We start from the raw sequence: 19,994 nt of genomic DNA on the forward strand, positions 1-19,994 counted from the left end.
GGACCCCACACCACGTGTCAGACATTGGAGCCGTACATGCACCTCGACCACACCCACTCCGGCCCCGCCGCCCTCAGCGCGGACGCGCGCCGTCCCGACGGCTCGCGCCGGGCCCTGCGCATCGGGCTCGGCGGGCCCGTCGGGTCCGGGAAGACCGCGACCGTCGCCGCGCTCTGCCGTGCCCTGCGCGACGAGCTGTCGCTGGCCGTCGTCACCAACGACATCTACACCCGCGAGGACGCCGAGTTCCTGCTCCGGGAGGCCGTGCTGCCGCCCGAGCGGATCACGGCCGTGGAGACGGGAGCATGCCCGCACACCGCGATCCGCGACGACATCTCCGCCAACCTCGAAGCGGTGGAGGACCTGGAGGACGCGGTCGGGCCGCTGGACCTGATCCTCGTCGAGTCCGGCGGCGACAACCTCACCGCGACCTTCTCCCGGGGGCTCGTGGACGCGCAGATCTTCGTGATCGACGTGGCCGGCGGCGACGACATCCCGCGCAAGGGCGGCCCCGGTGTCACCACCGCCGACCTGCTCGTCGTCAACAAGACCGACCTCGCGCCCCACGTCGGCTCCGACCTCACCCGGATGGCCGCCGACGCCAAGGCCCAGCGGGCCGAACTCCCCGTGGTCTTCCAGTCGCTGCGCGGCGAGCGGGGCGTCGCCGAGGTGGCCGCCTGGGTGCGCGAGCGGCTCGCCGCGTGGACGGCATGACGGCCACCGGGGTCCGGGCGGACGCGCGGATCGTGGCCCGCTCCGACGGCCGCGGCGGCACCGCACTGCCCGTACTGGACAGCGACGGCCCGCTGGCGCTGCGCCGCACCCGGTCCAGCGGCCGCGAGGCGAGGGTCATGGTCGTCGGCGCGATGAGCGGCCCGCTCGGCGGCGACCGTTTCTCGCTCACGGCGAGCGTGGCGGAGGGCGCCCGGCTGCACGTCGGCTCGGCCGCCGCCACCCTCGCCCTGCCCGGCCAGGCGGGGGGCGAGGCCCGCTACGAGGTACGGCTCGACGTGGCCGACGACGCCGAACTGCACTGGCTTCCCGAGCAGTTGATCTCGGCCCGCGGCAGCGACCTGCACATCACCACCCGCGCCGAACTCGCCGCCGGCGCCCGGCTCGTACTGCGCGAGGAGCAGGTGCTCGGGCGGACGGGAGAGGAACCCGGGCGGCTCACCAGTCGACTGACCGTACGGGTCGCGGGCCGGACGGTACTGGACCAGCAGCTGGCCTGCGGTCCCGGGGCGCCGGGAGGCTGGGACGGACCGGCGGTGCTGGCGGGGCGCCGGGCGGTGGGGCAACTCCTCGTGGTGCGCCCCGAGTACGAGGACCGGCCGGTCGAGACCAAGATGCTGGACGAGTGCGCTGCCCTGACCCCGCTGGCCGGCCCGGCAGCACTGGTGACCGCGGTGGCGCCGGACGCGCTCAGGCTACGACGACTCCTGGACGAGGCACTGGGAAGGCTCGGCTGAAGCGCCCCACGAGGGGCGCGGGGAAACTGCGCGAGCTACTCGTGCGTCGGTACGGCTCCGGTACATGTGTGGTCGGCGGGGTTCGACGGACGGTCGTCGGAAGGGCTGCGGGACGGCCGACCGGTCAGGGGCCGGCGGTGCCGGTGATCGTGGCGGCCGCCGGCCGCCGGCCACCTCCTGCCACCGTGAGGGGGAGGCGGGACTCTTCGAGTGAAAAACCGGAGCGAGGCGACCTGACCGACGGTGTCCTGGTTGTTGGGAGGATCTTCAAAACATACGTTCGGCTGCAGCGCTCACAGCGGGGGCACCAGTGCACAGACCTTCGTCCCCCCTGCCGCTGACCGCACAGCCGAGAGGAACAGTCATGCGCCTGATCCGCGGCGTTCTCGCCGCTGCAACGGTGGCGGCCTCCACCTCAGCCGTCGGCCTGGCCTTCTTCGTGGACGGAACGCCCCGGAGCGTCGATGCCACGCAGGTCCGCATGGTCAGGGCCGCCGGCCTCTCGCGGGACGAAGCCGAATCGTCCCAGTCACCGTCTGCGGAACCGGAACCGGAACCGGCCCCGCAGCAATCAGCGCTTCCCTGCTGGAGCTACGGCGGGCCTTACTGCGGCTGGGTGGGAACATATTGGGGCGGCTGCGACAAGGTGTGGGGCCTGAGCTTCGGGTTCAAGAACCCTGACTGGCTCTGTGCCCACGACCCGCTCCCGAGCGCCTCGGCCACCCCCAGTCCATCCGGCACCCCGGCCTCCTCGGGAGGGGACGAGGGAGGCAATGATTCCTCGGTCACGCTCAGTGGTTCGGCCGAACCCCACCACTCGGCCAAACCTCACCCCTCGGCCAAGCGCTCTCACTCGGCCAAGCCCAGCCCCACGGCCACACGCAGCCACGTGGGTGACGCCAGTGACCACCCGATGCAGTCTTTCCTCCCGACCACCGACTCCTCAGAGAGACCTCCGGCGACGAGTGGCAGTGACGATGCGCACCCGTCGGCGTCGGTCGAACCGCAGTTGCTGCCGTCGGTGGAAGACGTGCTCGGCTCTCGCCCCGATGGCCGCACCGGAGTCGGCCGGCCGGTACCGGACCGTGAGCCAGCCGTTGCCGGCCAGGCGGAGGATGAGGACGGCTGAACCAGGCCGGTTACGACCTGGCTCGGGTGACAGGCGCGCCCGGACAGCCGAGGCCGAGTACTTCGCCTCCGTCAGGTTCCTGGCCTGGTGTCAGGGACCGGGGGCGCTGCCGCCGGTTCCTCTGCCGGTCGAGTGTCAGTCGGCGGATCGACGTCGGCGGAGCCAGGCCGCACCAAGCGTTCCCAAAACCGTCAGCAGACCGCCGACCGCGATCGCGATGCCCTTCCCGCTCAGAAGGCCGGCGCTCCGGTCGGCGGCCGTGCTGAGACGCGAAAGAGGGGAAGGGGTGGCCGTCCGGGGCAGCGGGGAGCCGGCCGGGTCACTCCCTCCTCGAGTGGTACCGCCATGCGGGCGAGCGCGGTCCTCGCGGTCTCCGTCGTTCTTGCCGTTGGTGCAGTGGGTGGCCGGGAAGGGAAAGACGCGCCGGTGGTCGTCGAAGGCCTTCACCACGAAGAGCGGGTGCACCCTGAAGAAGTCACGGATCTCGAACTGGTACTGGCCGGAGGAGTTGGTGGGGTAGGTGGCGTCCAGATACGTCGCGACGTAAAAGCTGGTCCAGGGTGCCGCCGGCGACGAGGCCGATCCCGTGTCCCCTTGGAGGACGACAGCCTCCGGCCCGCGCCGGCCATTGGTCAGAATCGCCCTCATGTTCTTGTCGATGAGCACGACACCTCGGGGACTGTGGCAGGGCCGCCAGGGGCCGTGGGGCCCGTCGTCGTCTTCGTGGAGCCTCAGGGAGGTGGACGCGTACCGTGCGGATGCCTGGGCAGCGACACAGGGCGACGGAGGCATGACGGCGACAGCCGCAGCCGCCAGTGGCACTGCAACCCAGGCACGAAGATTCATGCGATGACCTCCATGGGGGCCGCCCAGCAGGCGGCCGCCTGCTGGGCGACACATCCGAATCCCGGTAGAAGGTAAAAGAAATCAGCTCGTCAGATCGTGAGCGTCCGTGGATCCGCGCTCCTTGTCACTCAACCGCAGCAGTCTCGGCGGAGACTGAGGGAGAGTCAGCCGCCGCACCTCAGCGGTCCGATGGCGACTGGACTTCCCCCGCGCGAACATGACCATCCGTTTATCGGATTGGTAAAGATGGTAGGCACCCCCTGTTCTCGGGCGGCTCACAGCCGAAAGGATCCCCCGAACTGACCACTCGCAGCGATCCTGATGTAGGGGGAGGGGCCCACTTGAGGGACAACAGACCGAAGAGCCGCCTGCTGGCACTCGGTTCGGCGGGAGCGCTCGTCACCGCCACCCTGATCGCCGGCGCCGTCTCGGCGCCCGCGGCCAGCGCCGCCGGCCGGTCCGGCCCGGACCGGGAGGCCAAGGGCGCAGAGATTGCCGCCGCCCGCGCCGCCAAGGCCGGCATCGACTGGCAGGACTGCCCGGCCGACTGGGGGCTGGAGAAGCCCATCCAGTGCGGTTGGGTGAGCGTGCCGCTCGACTACGCGCACCCGTACGGCAAGCAGATCAAGCTCGCCGTCGACCGCATCGGCAACACGGGGACCAAGGAGGAGCGTCAGGGCGCCCTCGTCTACAACCCGGGCGGCCCCGGTGGCTCCGGCCTGCGCTTCCCGCGCCGGGTCACCACCAAGAACCCGGTCTGGGCGAACGTCGCCAAGGCCTACGACTTCGTCGGCTTCGACCCGCGCGGTGTCGGCCACTCCGCGCCCATCTCCTGCGAGGACCCGCAGGAGTTCGTGAAGGCGCCGAAGACGGACCCGGTGCCGGACACCGAGGCGGACAAGACCGCCCAGCGCAAACTGGCCCGGGAGTACGCGGACGGCTGCCTCGAGCGCACCGGCCAGGCGATGCTCCAGCAGATGACCACGCCGAACACCGCCCGCGACCTGGACGTCATCCGCGCCGCACTGGGCGAGAAGAAGCTCAACTACCTCGGCGTCTCCTACGGCACCTACCTCGGCGCCGTCTACGGCACCCTCTTCCCGGGCCACCTGCGCCGCATGATCGTGGACAGCGTGGTCAACCCCGCCCGCGAGAACATCTGGTACCAGGCCAACCTGGGCCAGGACATCGCCTTCGAGGGCCGCTGGAAGGACTGGGAGGACTGGGTCGCCGCGAACGACGCCGCCTTCCACCTCGGCACCACCCGCGACGCGGTCCAGGCCAAGTGGCTCCAACTGCGCGCCACCGCCAAGAAGAGCCCCATCGGCGGGGTCGTCGGCCCGGCCGAGCTGATCTCGTTCTTCCAGAGCGCGCCGTACTACGACTCCTCGTGGGTGCCGGTCGCCACGGTGTTCAGCAAGTACGTCGCCGGTGACACCCAGGCACTGGTCGACGCCGCCGCCCCCGACATGTCGAACACGGCCGGGAACATCTCCGCCGAGAACGGCAACGCCGTCTACACGGCTGTCGAGTGCACCGACGCCAAGTGGCCCACCAGCTGGAAGAAGTGGGACAGGGACAACACCGAGCTCAACAAGAGCTATCCGTTCATGACCTGGGCCAACGCCTGGATGAACCTGCCCTGCGCCACCTGGCCGGTCAAGCAGCGGACCCCGGTCGACGTGCGGTCCCACAAGGGTCTGCCGCAGGTGCTGATCGTGCAGTCCACCCGGGACGCGGCCACCCCGTACGAGGGTGCCGTCGAACTGCACAAGCGGTTCCAGGGCTCCCGTCTGATCACCGAGAAGGACGCGGGCTCCCACGGTGTGACCGGCCTGGTCAACCCCTGCATCAACCAGCGCGTCGACGCCTACCTGGTCGACGGCAAGCTGGACGACGCGGACGTGACCTGCGGCCCGCACGCCACGCCCAAGCCGTAACGGGGATCGTACGGTGACGAGGGGCGGCCGGGCTCTCCGGCCGCCCCTCGCTCATGCCGCATGCCGCATGCCGCTCACGCCGCGAACCGGGCGTCCTCGGCCGTGTAGTCGAACAGGTCCGGATAGACCTGGGCGAGGAGCGGGAAGCACTCCCGCCAGTCCCGCCCGGCAAGCGCGTCCGTCAGCCACTCGACCGTCCCCGGCAGGCTCTCCGCGTAGGAGACCACCGGCCGGTAGCCCAACTCCCGCTCGGCGGCGGACATGTCGAAGACGACCGGCAGCGGAATCGACCACGGCGTCTGCCCGACGGAGCCGTCCGGAGGACCGTCGAGGAACGACGTCTCCGTCTCCACGCCCATCACCGCGTCGACCGCCGCGCCGATCTCGGCCACCGTCGGCGCTTCCCCGTCACAGGCGTTGAGCACCCGGGCACCGGGCCGGGCCGCGGCCAGCCGTACCAGTTCGGCGATGTTCCGGGCGCTCGACGGATGGAACCGGCTCTCGCCCCGATACGACAGCACACGCCTGCGTCTGCCGTCGAGATTCCGCTTGACGAAGTACAGCTCACGGGGCAGCGGACTGTACGGCCCGTGCACCGCGCCCGGCCGCAGCACGGTCACCGGCAACCGGTCGGCGGCCGCCAGGAGTTCGCGTTCCAGCGCGACCTTGCGGGTGCCGTACGACGCCTCGCCCGGAGCCACCGTCGGCTGGGTCTCGGGGACCGGCACCGGGTAGGCCGGAAAGCCGTCCGGCTCGTGCAGCGTGTCGAAGTTCCGGCCCTTGCCGTCGTCGTACACGGCCACCGTGGAGATCACGACCGCCGAGCCCACACGGCCTGCCAGGGACGTCAACTGGCGTGCGTGCGCGGCGTCGTAGGCGACCATGTCGACCACCAGGTCGCAGCCGTCGCCGATCACCGCGGCCAGGGCTGCGTCGTCGGAGCGGTCCAGCGGAACCGTCCGTACCCCGTCGTCCCACGCCCCGTCCCGGCCGCCGCCCCGCGAGGCCGCCGTCACCTCCCAGCCGTCCCGTACCAGCGCCGCCACCGTCGGACGGCCGATCTGCCCGCTCGCCCCGATCACCACAGCTGTCTTCATGGGGCGAGCCTAGGTAAGCGGGTCCCCGGGGCGGTGGACCTTCTGCCGTCGGCAGAGGCGGTCAGCTGAGCGGCGCCCGCGGGAACCTGCGTTCCTTGGCGCCCTGCTCCGCGGCCGACCGTTCCTTGACGACGGCCGCGTACTCGTCGACGTACTCCTGCTCGGACAGCGCCAGGATGGCGTACATGATCTCGTCGGTGACGGCCCGCAGGATCGCCTTCTGCTGCTCCATGCCGGCATAGCGGGAGAAGTCGAGCGGCTTGCCGAAGCGGATGGTGACCGGGTGGACGTTCGGGATGACCTTCCCGGGCGGCTGGGCCTCGAACGTGCCGATCATCGCGCACGGCACGACCGGCACGCCGGCCTTCAGCGCCATCACCGCGACGCCGACCTTGCCCTTGTACAGCCTGCCGTCGTGCGAACGGGTGCCCTCCGGGTAGATCCCCAGCAGCTCGCCTCGGCGCAGCACCTTCAGGCCCTCGCGGATCGCCGCCTGCCCCGCCTCCTTGCCCGAGCGGTCCACCGGGATCTGCCCGGCGCTGCGGAAGAAGAACGCGGTGAGCCGGCCCTTGAGCCCCGGGCCGGTGAAGTACTCCGCCTTGGCGAGGAAGGTGATCCGGCGCCGCAGCATCGCCGGCATCAGGAAGTGGTCCGAGAAGGACAGATGGTTCCCGGCGACGATCGCGGGACCGGCCTCCGGAACGTTCTCCACGCCCTCGATCCGGGGCCGGAAGACCAGTCTCAGCAGGGGACCCAGCAGAACGTACTTGAGCAGGTAGTAGAACACGGCTCGCCCCTCACTCTAGCTGGTCCGCTGCCGACCAGGGTTTCCGCAGGTCAGCGCACGGATCGCGGAACTGGTCCCACGTGCACCTGTAGTCATCTGTAACCACGTTCGGCCGTACTCATGCTGACCCTTCGCCGAGTTGGCTGACGGATCGTCATCCACCGCTGGCGCGGATCCTAGCTGCTCCAGTATGCGAAGGTCCGGCTGGTGGCTTTGTGCACGGTGGGTTCAGCGATCGGGGCGGGCCAGACCTGGATCAAGTACTCCTCAACGGGGTCGGTGTCGTCGCGGGGATCACCGTCGTCACGGTTGCAGCCGTGGACACGCAGCCGGTAGTCGCCGGGCCCGGGCAGATCAAGCCGCTTGTTGGGGTCGCTTCCCTGGTCGGTCGTGCCGAAGTCGATAAAGGCGGACCGCCACGTGACGGACACCTCGGACACGTCCTGCCAGCCCTCAGCGTCCAAGGGTGGGGCGATGTCCCACACTTCGGCGGTGACGGCGATGCTTCCGATCTCCTGCCCGCACAGGATGCGTGCTCCGTCGCCGTCAGGGTCAGCTGCGACAAGGGCGTTGCCGGTCCACTCCGGCTCAAACTCCACCACCAGATCCTCCCCGGCGAGGTCGATGGTGGTGGCGTCCACGTGAACCGCCGGGGTGGTGGCACGGTGTAGCAGTTGTGTCATCGGCGTGCTGCCTCTCAACAAGGGACGGAATCGCCGGTTCAGCTTAAGCACGCGTGCGTCGTCGTTCGCTGTGATCGGCCGTCACGGGCCTGCGGCACGATTCCGATGCGTTCCTGACACTCCCGCGGCGTCGTCTCCTGGCTCGGGGCGGCCGAGCCAGGAGACGAAGAGCCCATCGGGATCCCATGTGGTGCGGAGGTCGTCGAGCCGTCGGAAGTTCTCGTCGCTCACGAAGCGGTACGGGCGGTTGATCAGGTTCTCGTCGGCCAGCTGGATGCCGCTGGCGTACGGCTCCCAGGCTCGCATGTGGTCGGTCACCCAGCTTGTGTACTTCTGGCTGTCCGCGGGATCGGTCCAGGCCGCGTACAGGCCGTAGTACAGCTCGTCTTCCACCGAGAAGGCCATCGGCGGGCGTTCGGGCTGTCCCTCGTATCCGCCCCAGTTGTACAGCACCATGTGCGAGGGGGCCGGAGGCCAGGTCCTCAGCATGGCCTCGAAGTTGGGCCAGAGGTCATCGAAGGAGGCGTGGGTCCACATGTTGTCGGCCAGATAGTGCTTGGTCTCGTCGTAGTGCGGATCGGTGCCGAGCCGGCTCAGGGTGCCGGTGTCTGTCACATCGTTGAGCCGTGTGCTGAGCACGTGAGCGCGTGCCGGGCAGGACTCGAAGACCGACAGCTGCTCTCTGGCCTCCTCCTCGGTGTCGGTGAAGGCGGTGACGTTGAGGGAGATGAGTGGCTCGTCGTTCGTCATCGGGTCGCGGTTGCACATGAGATTGATCTCTGTGGGCGTCTGACGGCCGATCTCGTGCACGAAGCCGTAGACGTCGCGCGCAGCAGCGGCGGGCCAGAAGTATCCGCTGTTCATCGTGATCCGCTTGCGCGGATAGAGCTTGACATGGAACCGGGTGACAACGGCGAAGAAGCCGGGGCCGGCGCCGCGGGCGGCCCAGAACAAGTCGGCGTTCCGGGTTTCGTCGGCGTAGACGCGCTCACCGTCGGCGGTGACCGCGTCGATGCCGGTGACCGACATACAGGCCGGTCCGTAGTGCCGCCCGGCCCAGGCGAATCCGCCCTGCAGCAGGTAACCGCCGATGGAGACGCCGGTGCAGTGCCCGGTGGGGAAGAACAGGTCCTTCTCCGCCAGCATCGAGCTGAGCTCCGACCCTTTGATACCGGGCTGGGCCATGCCGGTCATCGCGTCCGTGTCGACGGCCACATGGCGCAGATTGGAGAGGTCGATCAGAACCGTGCCGTCACGCAGGTGCGACCCGGACCAGCTGTGGCCGCCGGAACGTACCGCGATCCGCAGTCCTTCATCCCTGGCCAGTTTCACCGCTCCGACGACGTCTTCTTCGCTGTTCGCCAGCACGATCACCTCGGGGTAGCGGTCAGGGACCCCCGAGTGCCAGCAGGCCTCACGGCGCAGGCTCTCGTAGCGGTAGTCACCGCGCCGCAGCATCCTGCCCTCGATCTGGTTCGCCAAGTCCGCTCCCTTCGCGGGGTGTTCACGCGCAGCGCCCGTGGCCTGATCCCCGGGCAGGGTGTCCGGCCTGTTCACGCCTGTTCACTGCGTTTGAACTCGTCGAAAATGTCCGGGAGAAACGCGGCGAGATGGTTCATCTCCTGCGAGCAGTGCACGACCATGGCGCGGGCCTGCCCGTCTCCCAGATGTCTGACAGCATCCCCGACCGTTGCGAGTTCACCGGTGAGGGAGGCTTCTCCACGGGGGGCGACGTGTCTCCCGCCCATCCAGAAGCGCGAACGCATCTCGGTGCCGCCGTGCACCCGGCGCACATAATGGACCAGATGACCCCAGTCAAGCGGTTCATCGGAGAATCCGACTCTTCCGCAGATTGCGGTCGCCTGGTCCGGATCGAGCATGTCGTCGCTGAATCCCAGACTGCTGGGGTGGACAAAACGAATCGCGAGCCTGCCGAGCACATTGCCGACGTACTCGTCCACGAACGAGGTGCTGCCGACATACCTCTCACGGTAGGGAGCGCTCTGGTCCCCCGAGCCACCGGACCACTCCGCGTACAGGTGGGCACGCGGGTACCACAGCTTGTACCGCTCGGTCTCCGTGGTGTGCCACCAGAACCACCAGTCCACCATGTCCGGTGACACGTTCGGCATATGAGTCAGTGTGGCGATGTGCATGGAGCCGTCATCGAAGAGGCTGTATCCGTTCTCGAGCTCCTGGCATCCGGCCTCGCTCAGTGTTCCCGCGTCGTCGAAGTCCAGACACAAGGGGGGCGCCTGCGGACCGAGATCGATTGCCTCCCTGATGTGTCCCGGTAGTGGGGCCATCACCGGGTTCCAGTATTTCGCGTACCATTTGCCGTCGAGTTCGCCGGGCCGCATTCCCAGGTGGGTCCGGCGGCCGGGATCGGGACGTGGCTCTGTCATGTGCCGACCTTCAGTGCGTCAGGGTCACGACGAAGTCCGCCACTTTGCTGACCTCCTTGAAGTCGTACGCCCCTTCCCGGCCGAGAACGATCAAGATCGGGAGGCTGCGCTCTCCGGTTACGGCAGGCGCGTCGCACGGACCCGCGGCAGCGCCAACCATAGGACGGTCAGGTCTTTCCTCCGCGACTGAACCCACAGGATCCGGCAAAGCCACCCGAATGACGCACCGAACCGGCCATCGGCAGACGTGAGCCTCTTCGCTGCCCACTGCAGCCCTCATGCAGCTGACCGCAGGATCCGCACTCGACCGCGGCGTCAACCCAAGGTGATCCATCGAACGCCGAGCAGCTCGACCTTGGCGGTCTCCGTCGCGTCGAGCGCCGCGCGACCGGTGACCTTGCGCAAGAAGGTCGGCTCGTCCCAGCTCAGTTCACGCGCCGCGTCCAACTGGTCGGGCCCGAGCAGCAGTTCCAGCACAGCCGCCCCAGCCTGCGGAGTCAACCACGGTTTGCGTCCCAGCGCGTCCGCCAAGTCCAGGCCATGAACCGCAACCTCCACCACCCGGGTGAGCAGGAACTCCGAGAGGAGCATCGCGTCGCCGTGACGAGTGCGTACGACCCGGTCTGCCGGCTCCTCCCGGCACATCTGATCCACCTGCTGCCAAGTCGCGGCGAAGTCCCCGGCGAGAGCGGCACCGCTGGCATGCCCGGACGCGTGCTTCCGGGCCAGGCCGATGCGGGCTGCGTTGGTCTGCGGGCTGAACCGATCGTCGGGCCGGTAGTACTCCGCTGCACTGACCTCGGCCTTGTCCGGAGCGGGGCCGTCCAGCATCTGCGGCAGCCACGCGATCACCACCCGAACATGACCCAACAACTCGCGCACGGACCATGGTTCACACCGCGTCGGACGATCCCACTCTGTCTCGGACAGCCCGGCAACCGCCTGGGAGAGCTCCCCGGCTTCGAGGCGGAACGCTTCCAGCACACGACCCTGTTCCATGTCGATCAAGCTATCAGCGCATCACCCCTCGGCGAGGATGCCTGCTCAATGGCGATGCCGGCAACGGGGGACGCCTCCTCCAGCAGGCTGATCCCGCGATCTACCTCGGGCAGGGCATGACCTGCGTATGGCGCTCGGCCACGGCCGCCTGCCGAAAAGCCAAGCTCGCACCAAACCCAGCGTGCCGCGTTGCGGGCCGCTGCCGACCGCCTCACACCTCTGCGCCTCCGGCGAGTGCGACAGCGCTCGCGATCCCCGCCCGGCGCTTGTCCCTCCTCCGGTGGGCCGGCCGGCGACGGCAGTACCGCACGCCCCGGCCGCGCGGGCAGGTCTTCCTGGTTCGACGTGCCGTCGGCCCACCTGGGCCACGGCCTGATCCTCGGGTGAGTACGGGACACGCGGACGTACCCGAGCCGAGGCCCACCCCTACGGCGGCGACCCGCGCCACCCCGGCTGACCAGCCGCAGCGGCTCCGGTGCTGTCGTCCGGACGACGAGCTTGCCGGCCCGAATCCCGTCCGGTCAGCAATTCCGCTGCCCGGTGCTGCGTGTGTTCCGCGGCGAGTTGAGCTTCGGCGACGACGTCACCCCGCTCGCGTATCAGGTCCTCATAGATCGGCAAGCGATCGTTTCCAGTGGAGCTGTGTGTCATGCTCGGCCCACTTTCATGGCGATCAACAAAGCGGCCGGTCCACTGTCAGGCTCGGTTGAGCCGGGCAGCGATCCCGTGACCGATCAGCAAATAGATGACGGCCGGGAGACCGTAATTGAGGACAACGCGTAGCCCTTCTGTGTCCATCGTGAAAATGTCCTGTGACCACCAGGACAGCCAGCCCGCTGTGCCCCGCACGAATTCGACGAACACATTCGCGCGGTTCGCGTCGAGCAGGAACAGCAGGATCCACAGGCCCAGCAGGCCCGCGGCAATGTCGGCGATCGTGCAGATGGCGATGGCCGTACGCCGTGTGGTGGCCTGGCGGTGCGCAGAGCGGTCCGGGTCCGGCGGCTCGTTGTATGCCTGGTATCCGGGAACCGGGTCGATGTTTCTCACAGGGATATCCGATCTGACGTAGTGCCGTGTCTGCACGCTCGCGGCCAGGGCACCCGGATTCAGCTGGTCGGTACCCCGCTTCCTCCTACTTCTGCGTTCCGCATGCACTGCAGCGTTACACCGGCGACTGCGATGTCCCAAATATGGCTGCCTATACAGGCACATACCTGCATGTTCGCACGCCACGGCAATTTTCCGGACTGAATGGAGGAGTGCGATTAGGGTGCCGCCGCAGTCATCGGCCGCCGGTGTTTGTGTAATTCGTGACCATGTTATGAAGGAGGCCAGGGGCCTTCTTTCACAGAGTTGCCGGTCTTGCAATCATTCCCGTTCCTCTGTGACACTCCCGAACCGCGGCGCGCTGTTGGAAGTGACCCCGAGCGGGGTCATGGCGCCCATCCTCCGGGGGAGGCTTTGCAGGCGCCGACGTGCTGGGGCAGGTTCGGTTCCCCCCGTGCCGGGCCTGCCCCTGCTCTCCCAACTCGGAGAGCCGTGTGGCGGTTGGGCGCCCCAGGGATGTGACGGCCCGGCACTCCAGTGCGCTGTAGGAGTGGGCCCAGGGACCCAGCGGCCTCGTGGCACCTGCTCGCCCCCCTGTTCCGAGCAGGTGGTCGCGCAATACGGGGCAGGCAGGTGAATCCCCCGTCATCTGCCTGCCCCATGCGCACCCCGGCGCCCGGTCCGAGAGGGAGTGTTCATCGGCCCGGGCAACCGACCCGGTGACCGACGACCGCAACCATCGGGCCTGGGGGATCCACGAGCAACGCGACGATCGGGGTGGGTGTGCAGGGTCTGCTGGCGGACCGCTATGAGTTGCAGGAGCTGCTGGGACGCGGCGCGATGGGCGAGGTGTGGCGGGCCTGCGACCAAGTCCTCGGGCGGCCCGTGGCGGTCAAACTGCTGCATGCCGAAGAGGCGGAAGACGCCGAGCGATTCCGCCTGGAGGCGCGGATCGTGGCCCGGCTCAACCACCCCAACGTCGTGGGCATGTACGACTTCGGCGCCCACCATGACCAGCCTCACCTGGTCATGGAACTCGTCGACGGCTGGAACCTGGCCCAGGAACGCTCCCTGCGCGGCGTCCTGCCCCCGGCCGAGGCGGCAGCCATCGCGGCCCAGGCGGCCGCCGGCCTCTTTGCGGCACACCAGCAGGGAGTGATCCACCGCGACGTCAAACCCGCCAACGTCATGCTGACCACCGACCGCACGGTGAAGATCACCGACTTCGGCATCGCACGCTTCGCCGAGGAGGCCGCCAGCGGCCTGACCGCCACGGGCAAGATCATCGGCACTGCCGACTACCTGGCTCCGGAACGCGCGTTGGGCCGTCCCGCGCAGCCCGCGTCCGACGTCTACTCCCTCGGTTGTGTTCTGTACGAACTGCTCACCGGACGGCCTCCGTTCAGCGGAGCCACGTCACTCGCCGTGGTCCAGCAGCACGTCAGTGCCACACCGGCACCGCCCACCCGCCTGCGCCCCGACATTCCGCAGCCGCTCTCCGAATACGTGCTGTACATGCTCGCGAAGGACCCGGCCCACCGGCCCACCGCAGAGCAGGCTGCGGCCTGGCTGGCCGCGCAGAACGGGACACCACGACCGGCCGAGCATGGCGACACCACCCTCATGCCCACCCCGGCCATTCCACCGCCTCCGGCCCCGCACGCCGGTGAATCCCGCGCCGGCACGCATTCCCGCCCCAGCTCTCGCCGCAAGCCGGCCTCCAAAGCCGTTCTCGCCGGCGCCGGCCTCGCGCTGTTCGCCGGGGCTACGGCCCTCGGAGTCTCGCTGAATTCCGGCGCCGCGGCGCCTCCGTCTCCGGCCTCTCCCTCACCCACTCGCATCGCATCAACACCCGCCGGTCGGACCCCGACCACGACGCCATCGCCTGCCCCTGCGCCCGCCAGGACGTCACCCGGGCCGGAGCACGGTGGCGACAAGGGCGGCGCGTGGTCGGGCAAGCACGACGACGGGAAAGGTGGGAAAGGACGGCACTCCGGCGACTGAGCCGCTGGAGTGCCCGCGAGTTCCTCCAGGCCGCCGACCCGTGTGCGGCCGGGGCGTGCACGGCGTCCGCGAGGCTCTCGGGGTCCTCCTCGCGATGCCGTGCGAGGGAGTCGGCGAGGCGGGCCAGCCCGGTGTCGATGTCCTCGCGGCGGCGCTCCACCAGGCCGTCGGTGTAGAGGACGAGGGTGGCGCCCGCCTCGTAGGTCGTGCTCGCCTCGGGTCTCGGTCTCGGCTTTCGGGGACCGGCGGTGGCCGATTCGGCGCCGTCGACGACGTTGGCGTACCGCCCCAGGATGTTCAGGGCCTCCGCCGGCCCCGTGGCGACCCGGGAGGCGGCGCTCAGCGCGCTGCGCAGCTGGCCCATCACCCCGGCCGTCTCCAGGCCGTGCCCGACCACGTCACGCACGGCCACGCCGAAGCGGTTGCCGCCCACCAGGTCGACGAGGTCGTACCAGTCCCCGCACACGTTGCCCGGTAGCGCACCGCGGCGTGATGGTGGCCGACCTGCCGGCGGGCCAGCAGCATCGCCTTCTGCGGGGCGAGGGCCGCTTCGCGTTCCCGGGCGTGGGCCTGGCGCAACCGTTCGTTCAGCTCCTGCAGTTCACGGGCGCGCGTGTACAGCTCGGCCTCGAGAACGCGGGCCCGGCCGCCGCCGGGGCTGCCGCGGGCCCGGATCAGCTCGGTGACCTCCTCGACCCGGTGCACCAGCAGCACCACCTTGCCGCCCGGACCGAACACCGGCGCGTTGACCGGACTCCAGTAGCACTCCTCCCACTCCCCGGGCCGGTCGGAGTTCTCGACGTCGTACCGCTGCAGGGCGCATGGCGTCGCGCTCGCCGGTGGCCGTGACCCGGGTCAGCGAGGCGGCCAGGTTGCGCATGCCGGATGCGCCGGGGTCGTCGGGGTTGTCCGGGAAGAAGTGCAGCGCCACCATGCCCCGCAGCGCCGTCATGCGACGTATGCATGGTCCGTGTGGGTCAGTCCGGCAGACCCGTCGTGGACTGCTCGGCCCAGATGATCTTCCCGCCGGGGACGAAGCGGGTTCCCCACCGCTCGGCGAACTGGGAGACCAGCAGCAGTCCGCGGCCGCCCTCGTCCGTGGTGCGCGGGTGGCGCAGATGGGGTGCGGTGGCGCTGCCGTCGGAGACCTCGCAGATCAGGGCGGCCCGGTCTCTGATCAGCCGGAGCCGAACGGGGCCCTCCGCGTGCCGGATGGCGTTGGTGACCAGCTCACTCACGACCAGTTCGGCGGTGAACGCCACCTCGTCCAGCCCCCACTCGCCCAGCTGCCGGGTGGTCTCCTTGCGGGCTTCGGCGACCACGGCCGGGTCGGCCGGCAGGTCCCAGTCGGTGACCTGGTCGGCGCCGAGCAGCCTGGTGCGGGCCATCAGCAGGGCCACGTCGTCGTACGGCCGGGTGGGGACCAGCGCGTCGACCACGGCCCGGCAGCGCAGGTCGAGCGTGGGTGCGCGCTGTTCCAGGGCGCGGCGCAGCCGGTCGCGGTCTGCGGTGACGATCCCGCCGTCGTTCCCGTCTTCCCCGTGGACGAGCAGCCCGTCGGTGTGCAGGGCCAGTGTGCTGCCCTCGGCCAGGGTCAGCTCCACCGCCTCGAAGGGCGGACCGCCCGCCCCGAGCGGCGGCCCCTGCGGCAGGTCGACGAAGCTGACGGCGCCGTCGGGCAGGACCACGGCGGGCGCGGGATGGCCCGCGGCGGCCATCGTGCACTGCCCCTTGACCGGGTCGTAGACGACGTACACGCACCCCGACCCCACCGCCTGGATACCGGCGGCCTCCGGGTCCTCGGGCCTGACGCCCTCCTCCCGGGCCATCCGCGCGACCAGGTCGTCGAGGTGCGCGAGGACCTCCTCGGGCGGCAGATCGAGCGCCGCGAGGGTGTGCACGGCGGTGCGCAGCCGCCCCATGGCCGCCGCGGCGTCGATCCCGTGCCCGGGCACCTCGCCCACGATCAGGGCCACGCGCGCACCGGACAGCGGGATGATGTCGTACCAGTCGCCGCCGAGGCCGGTCAGCTCGTCGGCCGGCCGGTAGCAGGCGGCCACCTCCACCGCGTCCTGCTCGGGCAGCCGGCGCGGCAGCAGACTGCGCTGCAGGACCAGGGCCGCGTCCCGCTCGCGGGTGTAGCGGCGGGCGTTGTCCACGCAGACCGCCGCCCGGGACACCAGGTCCTCGGCGAGACTCAGGTCGTCCTCGTCGAACGGCTCCTGACGGCGGCGCCGGAAGAAGGTGGTGACGCCCATCGTGACGCCCCGCGCGCGGATGGGCACGATCATCACGCTGTGCACACCGAGCTCCAGGAAGGTCGCCATCCGGCCGCCCGGGATGTCCGTCGCCCATTCCTTGGCCAGCGGGTCCAGCCGTTCCACACGCCAGGACCGACCCGTGGTCAGACTGCGGATCGGGGGCGATCCGGCGAGGTAGGTGGCCACCGCGCCGATCTCGACGACGGCCTCCGGCACCCCGGGATTCACCGACTGGTGCCCGGCCCGCCGCAGCGGCACCTGGTCCCTGGCGCTCGGCGGCTCGGGCTCCGCACCCCGCAGCACGGACTCCAGCAGGTCCACGGCGACGAAGTCGGCGAAGTCCTGCACGGCAACGTCGGCCAGTTCCTGCGCCGTCCGCATGATGTCCAGGCTGCGGCCGATCTGCTCGCCGGCCCGGTCGAGCAGGGCCAGTCGCTGCCGGGCGCGGTGCCGGTCGGTGATGTCGACGACCGTGTAGTACACGCCCATCGGGTGGCCCTGGTCGTCCTCGAGGCGGGTGAACGACATCATGTGGGCCGTCTCCCGGTGCGGCGCGGACCGCACCTGGCCCACGTGCTCGTAGCCGACCACGGGCCGGCCCGTCTCCAGCACCTCCCGCATCTGCGCCTCGATGCCCGCGGAGTCGAGCCCCGGCTGGATCTCCGCGAGCCGCCGCCCGAGCCGCTCCCGCGGGGAGCCGCCGCCGTACCGCTCCAGGGCCGCGTTCGACCAGACGCACCGCAGATCGGTGTCCACGATCGCGATGCCGATGGGGGAGGCGGTCACCATCTGCTCCAGCACCCCACGGCTCATGTCCCAGCCGCGTTCTCCGGCGACGTCGGAGACCAGAACCAGCCAGTGCGGTGCCCCGCCGTGCTCCATCGCCGGGGTGATCCGCACCATCACCCGTATCGACTGCCCGTCCTTGCGCCGAGCGGTCAGCAGTCCTGCCCAGCCGCCCTCCCTGCGGCACCGCTCGGCCAGTTCGGGCACCCGCGTGGCGTCCTCGGCGGACAGCAGGCCGGTCACTCTGGTGCCCACCACCTCGGCGGCCGTGTACTCCAGCAGGCGCTGGGCGCCCTGCGTCCAGCTCGTCACCACGCCCCGGGCGTCGAGCAGCAGGGGCGCGGCGTCGGCCACGTCGAACCGCCGCCCGGCGACGTCCTGCTCCTCGTGAGTGCTCACGGCCGACCTCTCTGTAGCTGAGAGTGGTCTACCCCCTCCTGGCTCAATCTTCACCCTTCGGGCAAACGCGCGAAGGTGTGGGGCGGCCTCGGTCGCCCCACACCGACATCACGAACCCAGCACCTTCTCCAGTGCCGCCAGCGCGGACCGCAGCTCCTCCGCCGTGATGGTCAGCGGCGGTGCCAGCCGGATCGTGGAACCGTGGGTGTCCTTCACCAGGATTCCCTCCCGCATCAGCCGCTCGCTCACCTCGCGGCCGGTGCCGATCGCCGGGTCGATGTCGACGCCCGCCCACAGGCCACGGGAGCGGAAGCCGACCACACCCCGGCCGGCCAGCTCGGTCAGCCCGTCCCGCAGGAGCACGCCCAGCTCGGTGGCCCGCCGCTGGAACTCGCCCGTCCGAAGCAGCTCGACCACGGCCGTGCCGACCGCCGCCGCGAGCGGGTTGCCGCCGAACGTGGAGCCGTGCTCGCCCGGGTGCAGCACCCCCAGCACCTCGCGCCGGGCCACCACCGCCGACACCGGCACGATCCCGCCACCCAGCGCCTTGCCGAGCAGCAGCATGTCCGGTACGACGTCCTCGTGCTCGACGGCGAAGGTGCGGCCGGTGCGGCCGAGGCCCGACTGGATCTCGTCCGCGATGAACAGGCAGCCCTTGCGGCGGGTCAGCTCCCGCACCCCGGCGAGATAGCCCTCGCTCGGGATGATCACGCCCGCCTCGCCCTGGATGGGCTCGATCAGCACGGCCGCCGTGGTCTCGTCGACGGCCTCCTCCAGCGCGGCCAGGTCGTCGTACGGCACGATCTTGAATCCGGGCGTGAAGGGACCGAAGCCGGCGCGGGCCGTCTCGTCGGTGGAGAAGCTGACGATGGTCGTCGTACGGCCGTGGAAGTTCTCCGCCGCGACCACGATCGTCGCCCGGTCGGCGGGGACGCCCTTCACGTCGTACGCCCACTTGCGGGCCACCTTGATGCCGCTCTCCACCGCCTCCGCGCCGGTGTTCATCGGCAGCACCATGTCGAGGCCGGTCAGCTCCGCGAGCTGCGCCGCGAACCCGGCGAGCCGGTCGTTGTGGAAGGCGCGGGAGGTCAGCGTCAGCTGGTCGAGCTGGCGGTGCGCGGCCTCGATCAGCGCGGGGTGCCGATGGCCGAAGTTCAGCGCCGAGTACCCGGCGAGCATGTCCAGGTAGCGGTTGCCCTCGACGTCCTCCACCCAGGTGCCCTCGGCGCGGGCGACCACCACGGGCAGCGGGTGGTAGTTGTGCGCGAGGACCGGCTCCTCCGCTCGGATCAGGTCGTCGGACGTACGCGTGCGCGCGGGTGCGGTCATCAGCGGATCTCCTGGGTGCAGCACTTGATGCCGCCGCCGGCCTTGTGGAACTCGGACAGGTCGACGGGGACGGGGGCGTAACCGTGGTCGGCCAGGCGCTCGGCGAGCGCCTCGGCCTGGGGGGCGATGAAGACGTTCCGGCCGTCGGAGACGGAGTTGAGGCCGAACGCCATCGCATCCTCGCGGGTGGCGAGCACCGCGTCCGGGTACAGCCGGCGGAGCACCTCGCGGCTGCCCGCCGAGAACGCCTCGGGGTAGTAGCAGATGTTGTCGTCGTCGAGGACGAACAGCGCCGTGTCCAGGTGGTAGAAGTACGGGTCCACCAGGGTCAGGCCGATCACCGGGTGGCCGAGGAACTCCTGCGCCTCCCGGTGCGCCTCACGGGTGGTGCGGAACCCGGTGCCGGCGAGCACGTACCGGCCCGTCCACACCAGGTCGCCCTCGCCCTCGCTCACCGACTCCGGGCGGTACACGTCGTAGCCCGCGGCCTTGAACCAGGTGTCGTAGTGCAGCGACTCCGGGCGCCGTTCCGGGGCGTGGAACAGGGAGCCGAAGACCCGGCCACCGACCACGAAGGCCGCGTTGGCGGCGAAGACCATGTCGGGCAGGCCAGGGACGGGCTCGACCGACTCGACGGTGTGACCGTGGGCGCGGTAGGTGCGGATGAGCGTCTGCCACTGCTCCCGGGCGAGGTCCACGTCGACCGGCTTGTCGGGGTGCATCCAGGGATTGATCGCGTACTGCACGGCGAAGTGTCTGGGTTCGCAGACGAGAAAGCGCCGAGGACGCTGTACACGGCTTTCGGACACA

At 70.1% G+C, this 19,994-nt stretch carries 16 protein-coding genes and 1 pseudogene; 5 read left to right on the forward strand and 12 right to left on the reverse strand.

Going from position 1 to position 19,994, the window contains the following annotated elements; all coding sequences use genetic code 11:
• The first annotated feature begins 36 nt into the window (after positions 1-36).
• The 3 genes from ureG (at position 37) to ACZ418_RS20760 (ending at position 2,598) form a co-directional block, all read left to right on the forward strand.
• Positions 37-714 carry an urease accessory protein UreG gene (ureG, locus tag ACZ418_RS20750; RefSeq protein ID WP_468364776.1) on the forward strand — a complete coding sequence of 226 codons (678 nt, stop codon included), beginning with the start codon at positions 37-39 and terminating at the stop codon, positions 712-714.
• The gene (locus ACZ418_RS20755) at positions 711-1,469 is read left to right on the forward strand and encodes an urease accessory protein UreD (RefSeq protein ID WP_468364779.1); all 759 of its coding nucleotides are present in this window, start codon (positions 711-713) and stop codon (positions 1,467-1,469) included. Before ureG ends, ACZ418_RS20755 begins: the two co-directional genes overlap by 4 nt.
• 364 nt (positions 1,470-1,833) lie before the next feature.
• Entirely contained in the window at positions 1,834-2,598 is a 765-nt protein-coding gene (locus tag ACZ418_RS20760; protein ID WP_468364781.1) for a hypothetical protein, read from the forward strand.
• 135 nt (positions 2,599-2,733) lie between these two features.
• On the opposite strand, the gene ACZ418_RS20765 is transcribed toward ACZ418_RS20760, so the two are convergent.
• Positions 2,734-3,246, reverse strand: coding sequence for a hypothetical protein (locus ACZ418_RS20765; RefSeq protein WP_468364784.1), 513 nt, complete (start codon positions 3,244-3,246; stop codon positions 2,734-2,736).
• 539 nt (positions 3,247-3,785) lie between these two features.
• On the opposite strand from ACZ418_RS20765, the gene ACZ418_RS20770 reads away from it, so the two are divergent.
• Positions 3,786-5,384, forward strand: a complete 1,599-nt coding sequence (locus tag ACZ418_RS20770) for an alpha/beta hydrolase (protein ID WP_468364787.1) — start codon at positions 3,786-3,788, stop codon at positions 5,382-5,384.
• A gap of 74 nt (positions 5,385-5,458) precedes the next feature.
• Here ACZ418_RS20770 and ACZ418_RS20775 read toward each other — a convergent pair whose 3' ends face one another.
• The 7 genes from ACZ418_RS20775 to ACZ418_RS20805 all read right to left on the reverse strand — a co-directional run bounded on the left by ACZ418_RS20775 (position 5,459) and on the right by ACZ418_RS20805 (position 12,405).
• Entirely contained in the window at positions 5,459-6,481 is a 1,023-nt protein-coding gene (locus ACZ418_RS20775) for an NAD-dependent epimerase/dehydratase family protein (protein WP_468364790.1), read from the reverse strand.
• Positions 6,482-6,542: 61 nt separating this feature from the next.
• Positions 6,543-7,268, reverse strand: coding sequence for a lysophospholipid acyltransferase family protein (locus ACZ418_RS20780; protein WP_468364792.1), 726 nt, complete (start codon positions 7,266-7,268; stop codon positions 6,543-6,545).
• Positions 7,269-7,444: 176 nt separating this feature from the next.
• Positions 7,445-7,909 carry a hypothetical protein gene (locus ACZ418_RS20785; RefSeq protein ID WP_468364795.1) on the reverse strand — a complete coding sequence of 155 codons (465 nt, stop codon included), beginning with the start codon at positions 7,907-7,909 and terminating at the stop codon, positions 7,445-7,447.
• 123 nt (positions 7,910-8,032) lie between these two features.
• Entirely contained in the window at positions 8,033-9,433 is a 1,401-nt protein-coding gene (locus tag ACZ418_RS20790; RefSeq protein ID WP_468364798.1) for an FAD-binding oxidoreductase, read from the reverse strand.
• 71 nt (positions 9,434-9,504) lie between these two features.
• Positions 9,505-10,356, reverse strand: coding sequence for a DAPG hydrolase family protein (locus ACZ418_RS20795; RefSeq protein WP_468364800.1), 852 nt, complete (start codon positions 10,354-10,356; stop codon positions 9,505-9,507).
• 315 nt (positions 10,357-10,671) lie between these two features.
• Entirely contained in the window at positions 10,672-11,355 is a 684-nt protein-coding gene (locus tag ACZ418_RS20800) for a maleylpyruvate isomerase N-terminal domain-containing protein (RefSeq protein WP_468365478.1), read from the reverse strand.
• Between the two features lie 696 nt (positions 11,356-12,051).
• Positions 12,052-12,405, reverse strand: a complete 354-nt coding sequence (locus ACZ418_RS20805; RefSeq protein ID WP_468364803.1) for a hypothetical protein — start codon at positions 12,403-12,405, stop codon at positions 12,052-12,054.
• Between the two features lie 783 nt (positions 12,406-13,188).
• Between ACZ418_RS20805 and ACZ418_RS20810 the strand changes: the two genes are divergently transcribed.
• A complete protein-coding gene (locus tag ACZ418_RS20810; protein ID WP_468364806.1) occupies positions 13,189-14,409 on the forward strand; it encodes a serine/threonine-protein kinase in 1,221 nt (406 codons plus the stop codon).
• Between the two features lie 58 nt (positions 14,410-14,467).
• On the opposite strand, the pseudogene ACZ418_RS20815 reads toward ACZ418_RS20810, so the two are convergent.
• The 4 genes and pseudogenes from ACZ418_RS20815 to ddaH form a co-directional block, all read right to left on the reverse strand.
• Positions 14,468-15,352, reverse strand: a pseudogene (locus ACZ418_RS20815) (PP2C family protein-serine/threonine phosphatase); the annotation flags it as partial.
• A gap of 34 nt (positions 15,353-15,386) precedes the next feature.
• Positions 15,387-17,855 (reverse strand): SpoIIE family protein phosphatase, encoded by a 2,469-nt coding sequence (locus tag ACZ418_RS20820; protein WP_468364809.1) that lies wholly within the window; start codon positions 17,853-17,855, stop codon positions 15,387-15,389.
• Between the two features lie 108 nt (positions 17,856-17,963).
• Entirely contained in the window at positions 17,964-19,184 is a 1,221-nt protein-coding gene (gene rocD / locus ACZ418_RS20825) for an ornithine--oxo-acid transaminase (protein WP_468364813.1), read from the reverse strand.
• A complete protein-coding gene (gene ddaH / locus ACZ418_RS20830) occupies positions 19,184-19,993 on the reverse strand; it encodes a dimethylargininase (RefSeq protein ID WP_468364816.1) in 810 nt (269 codons plus the stop codon). The genes rocD and ddaH overlap by 1 nt, the downstream gene beginning before the upstream one ends.
• Between the last annotated feature and the right edge of the window lies 1 nt (position 19,994).

Source organism: Streptomyces sp. NPDC030820, assembly GCF_055572075.1.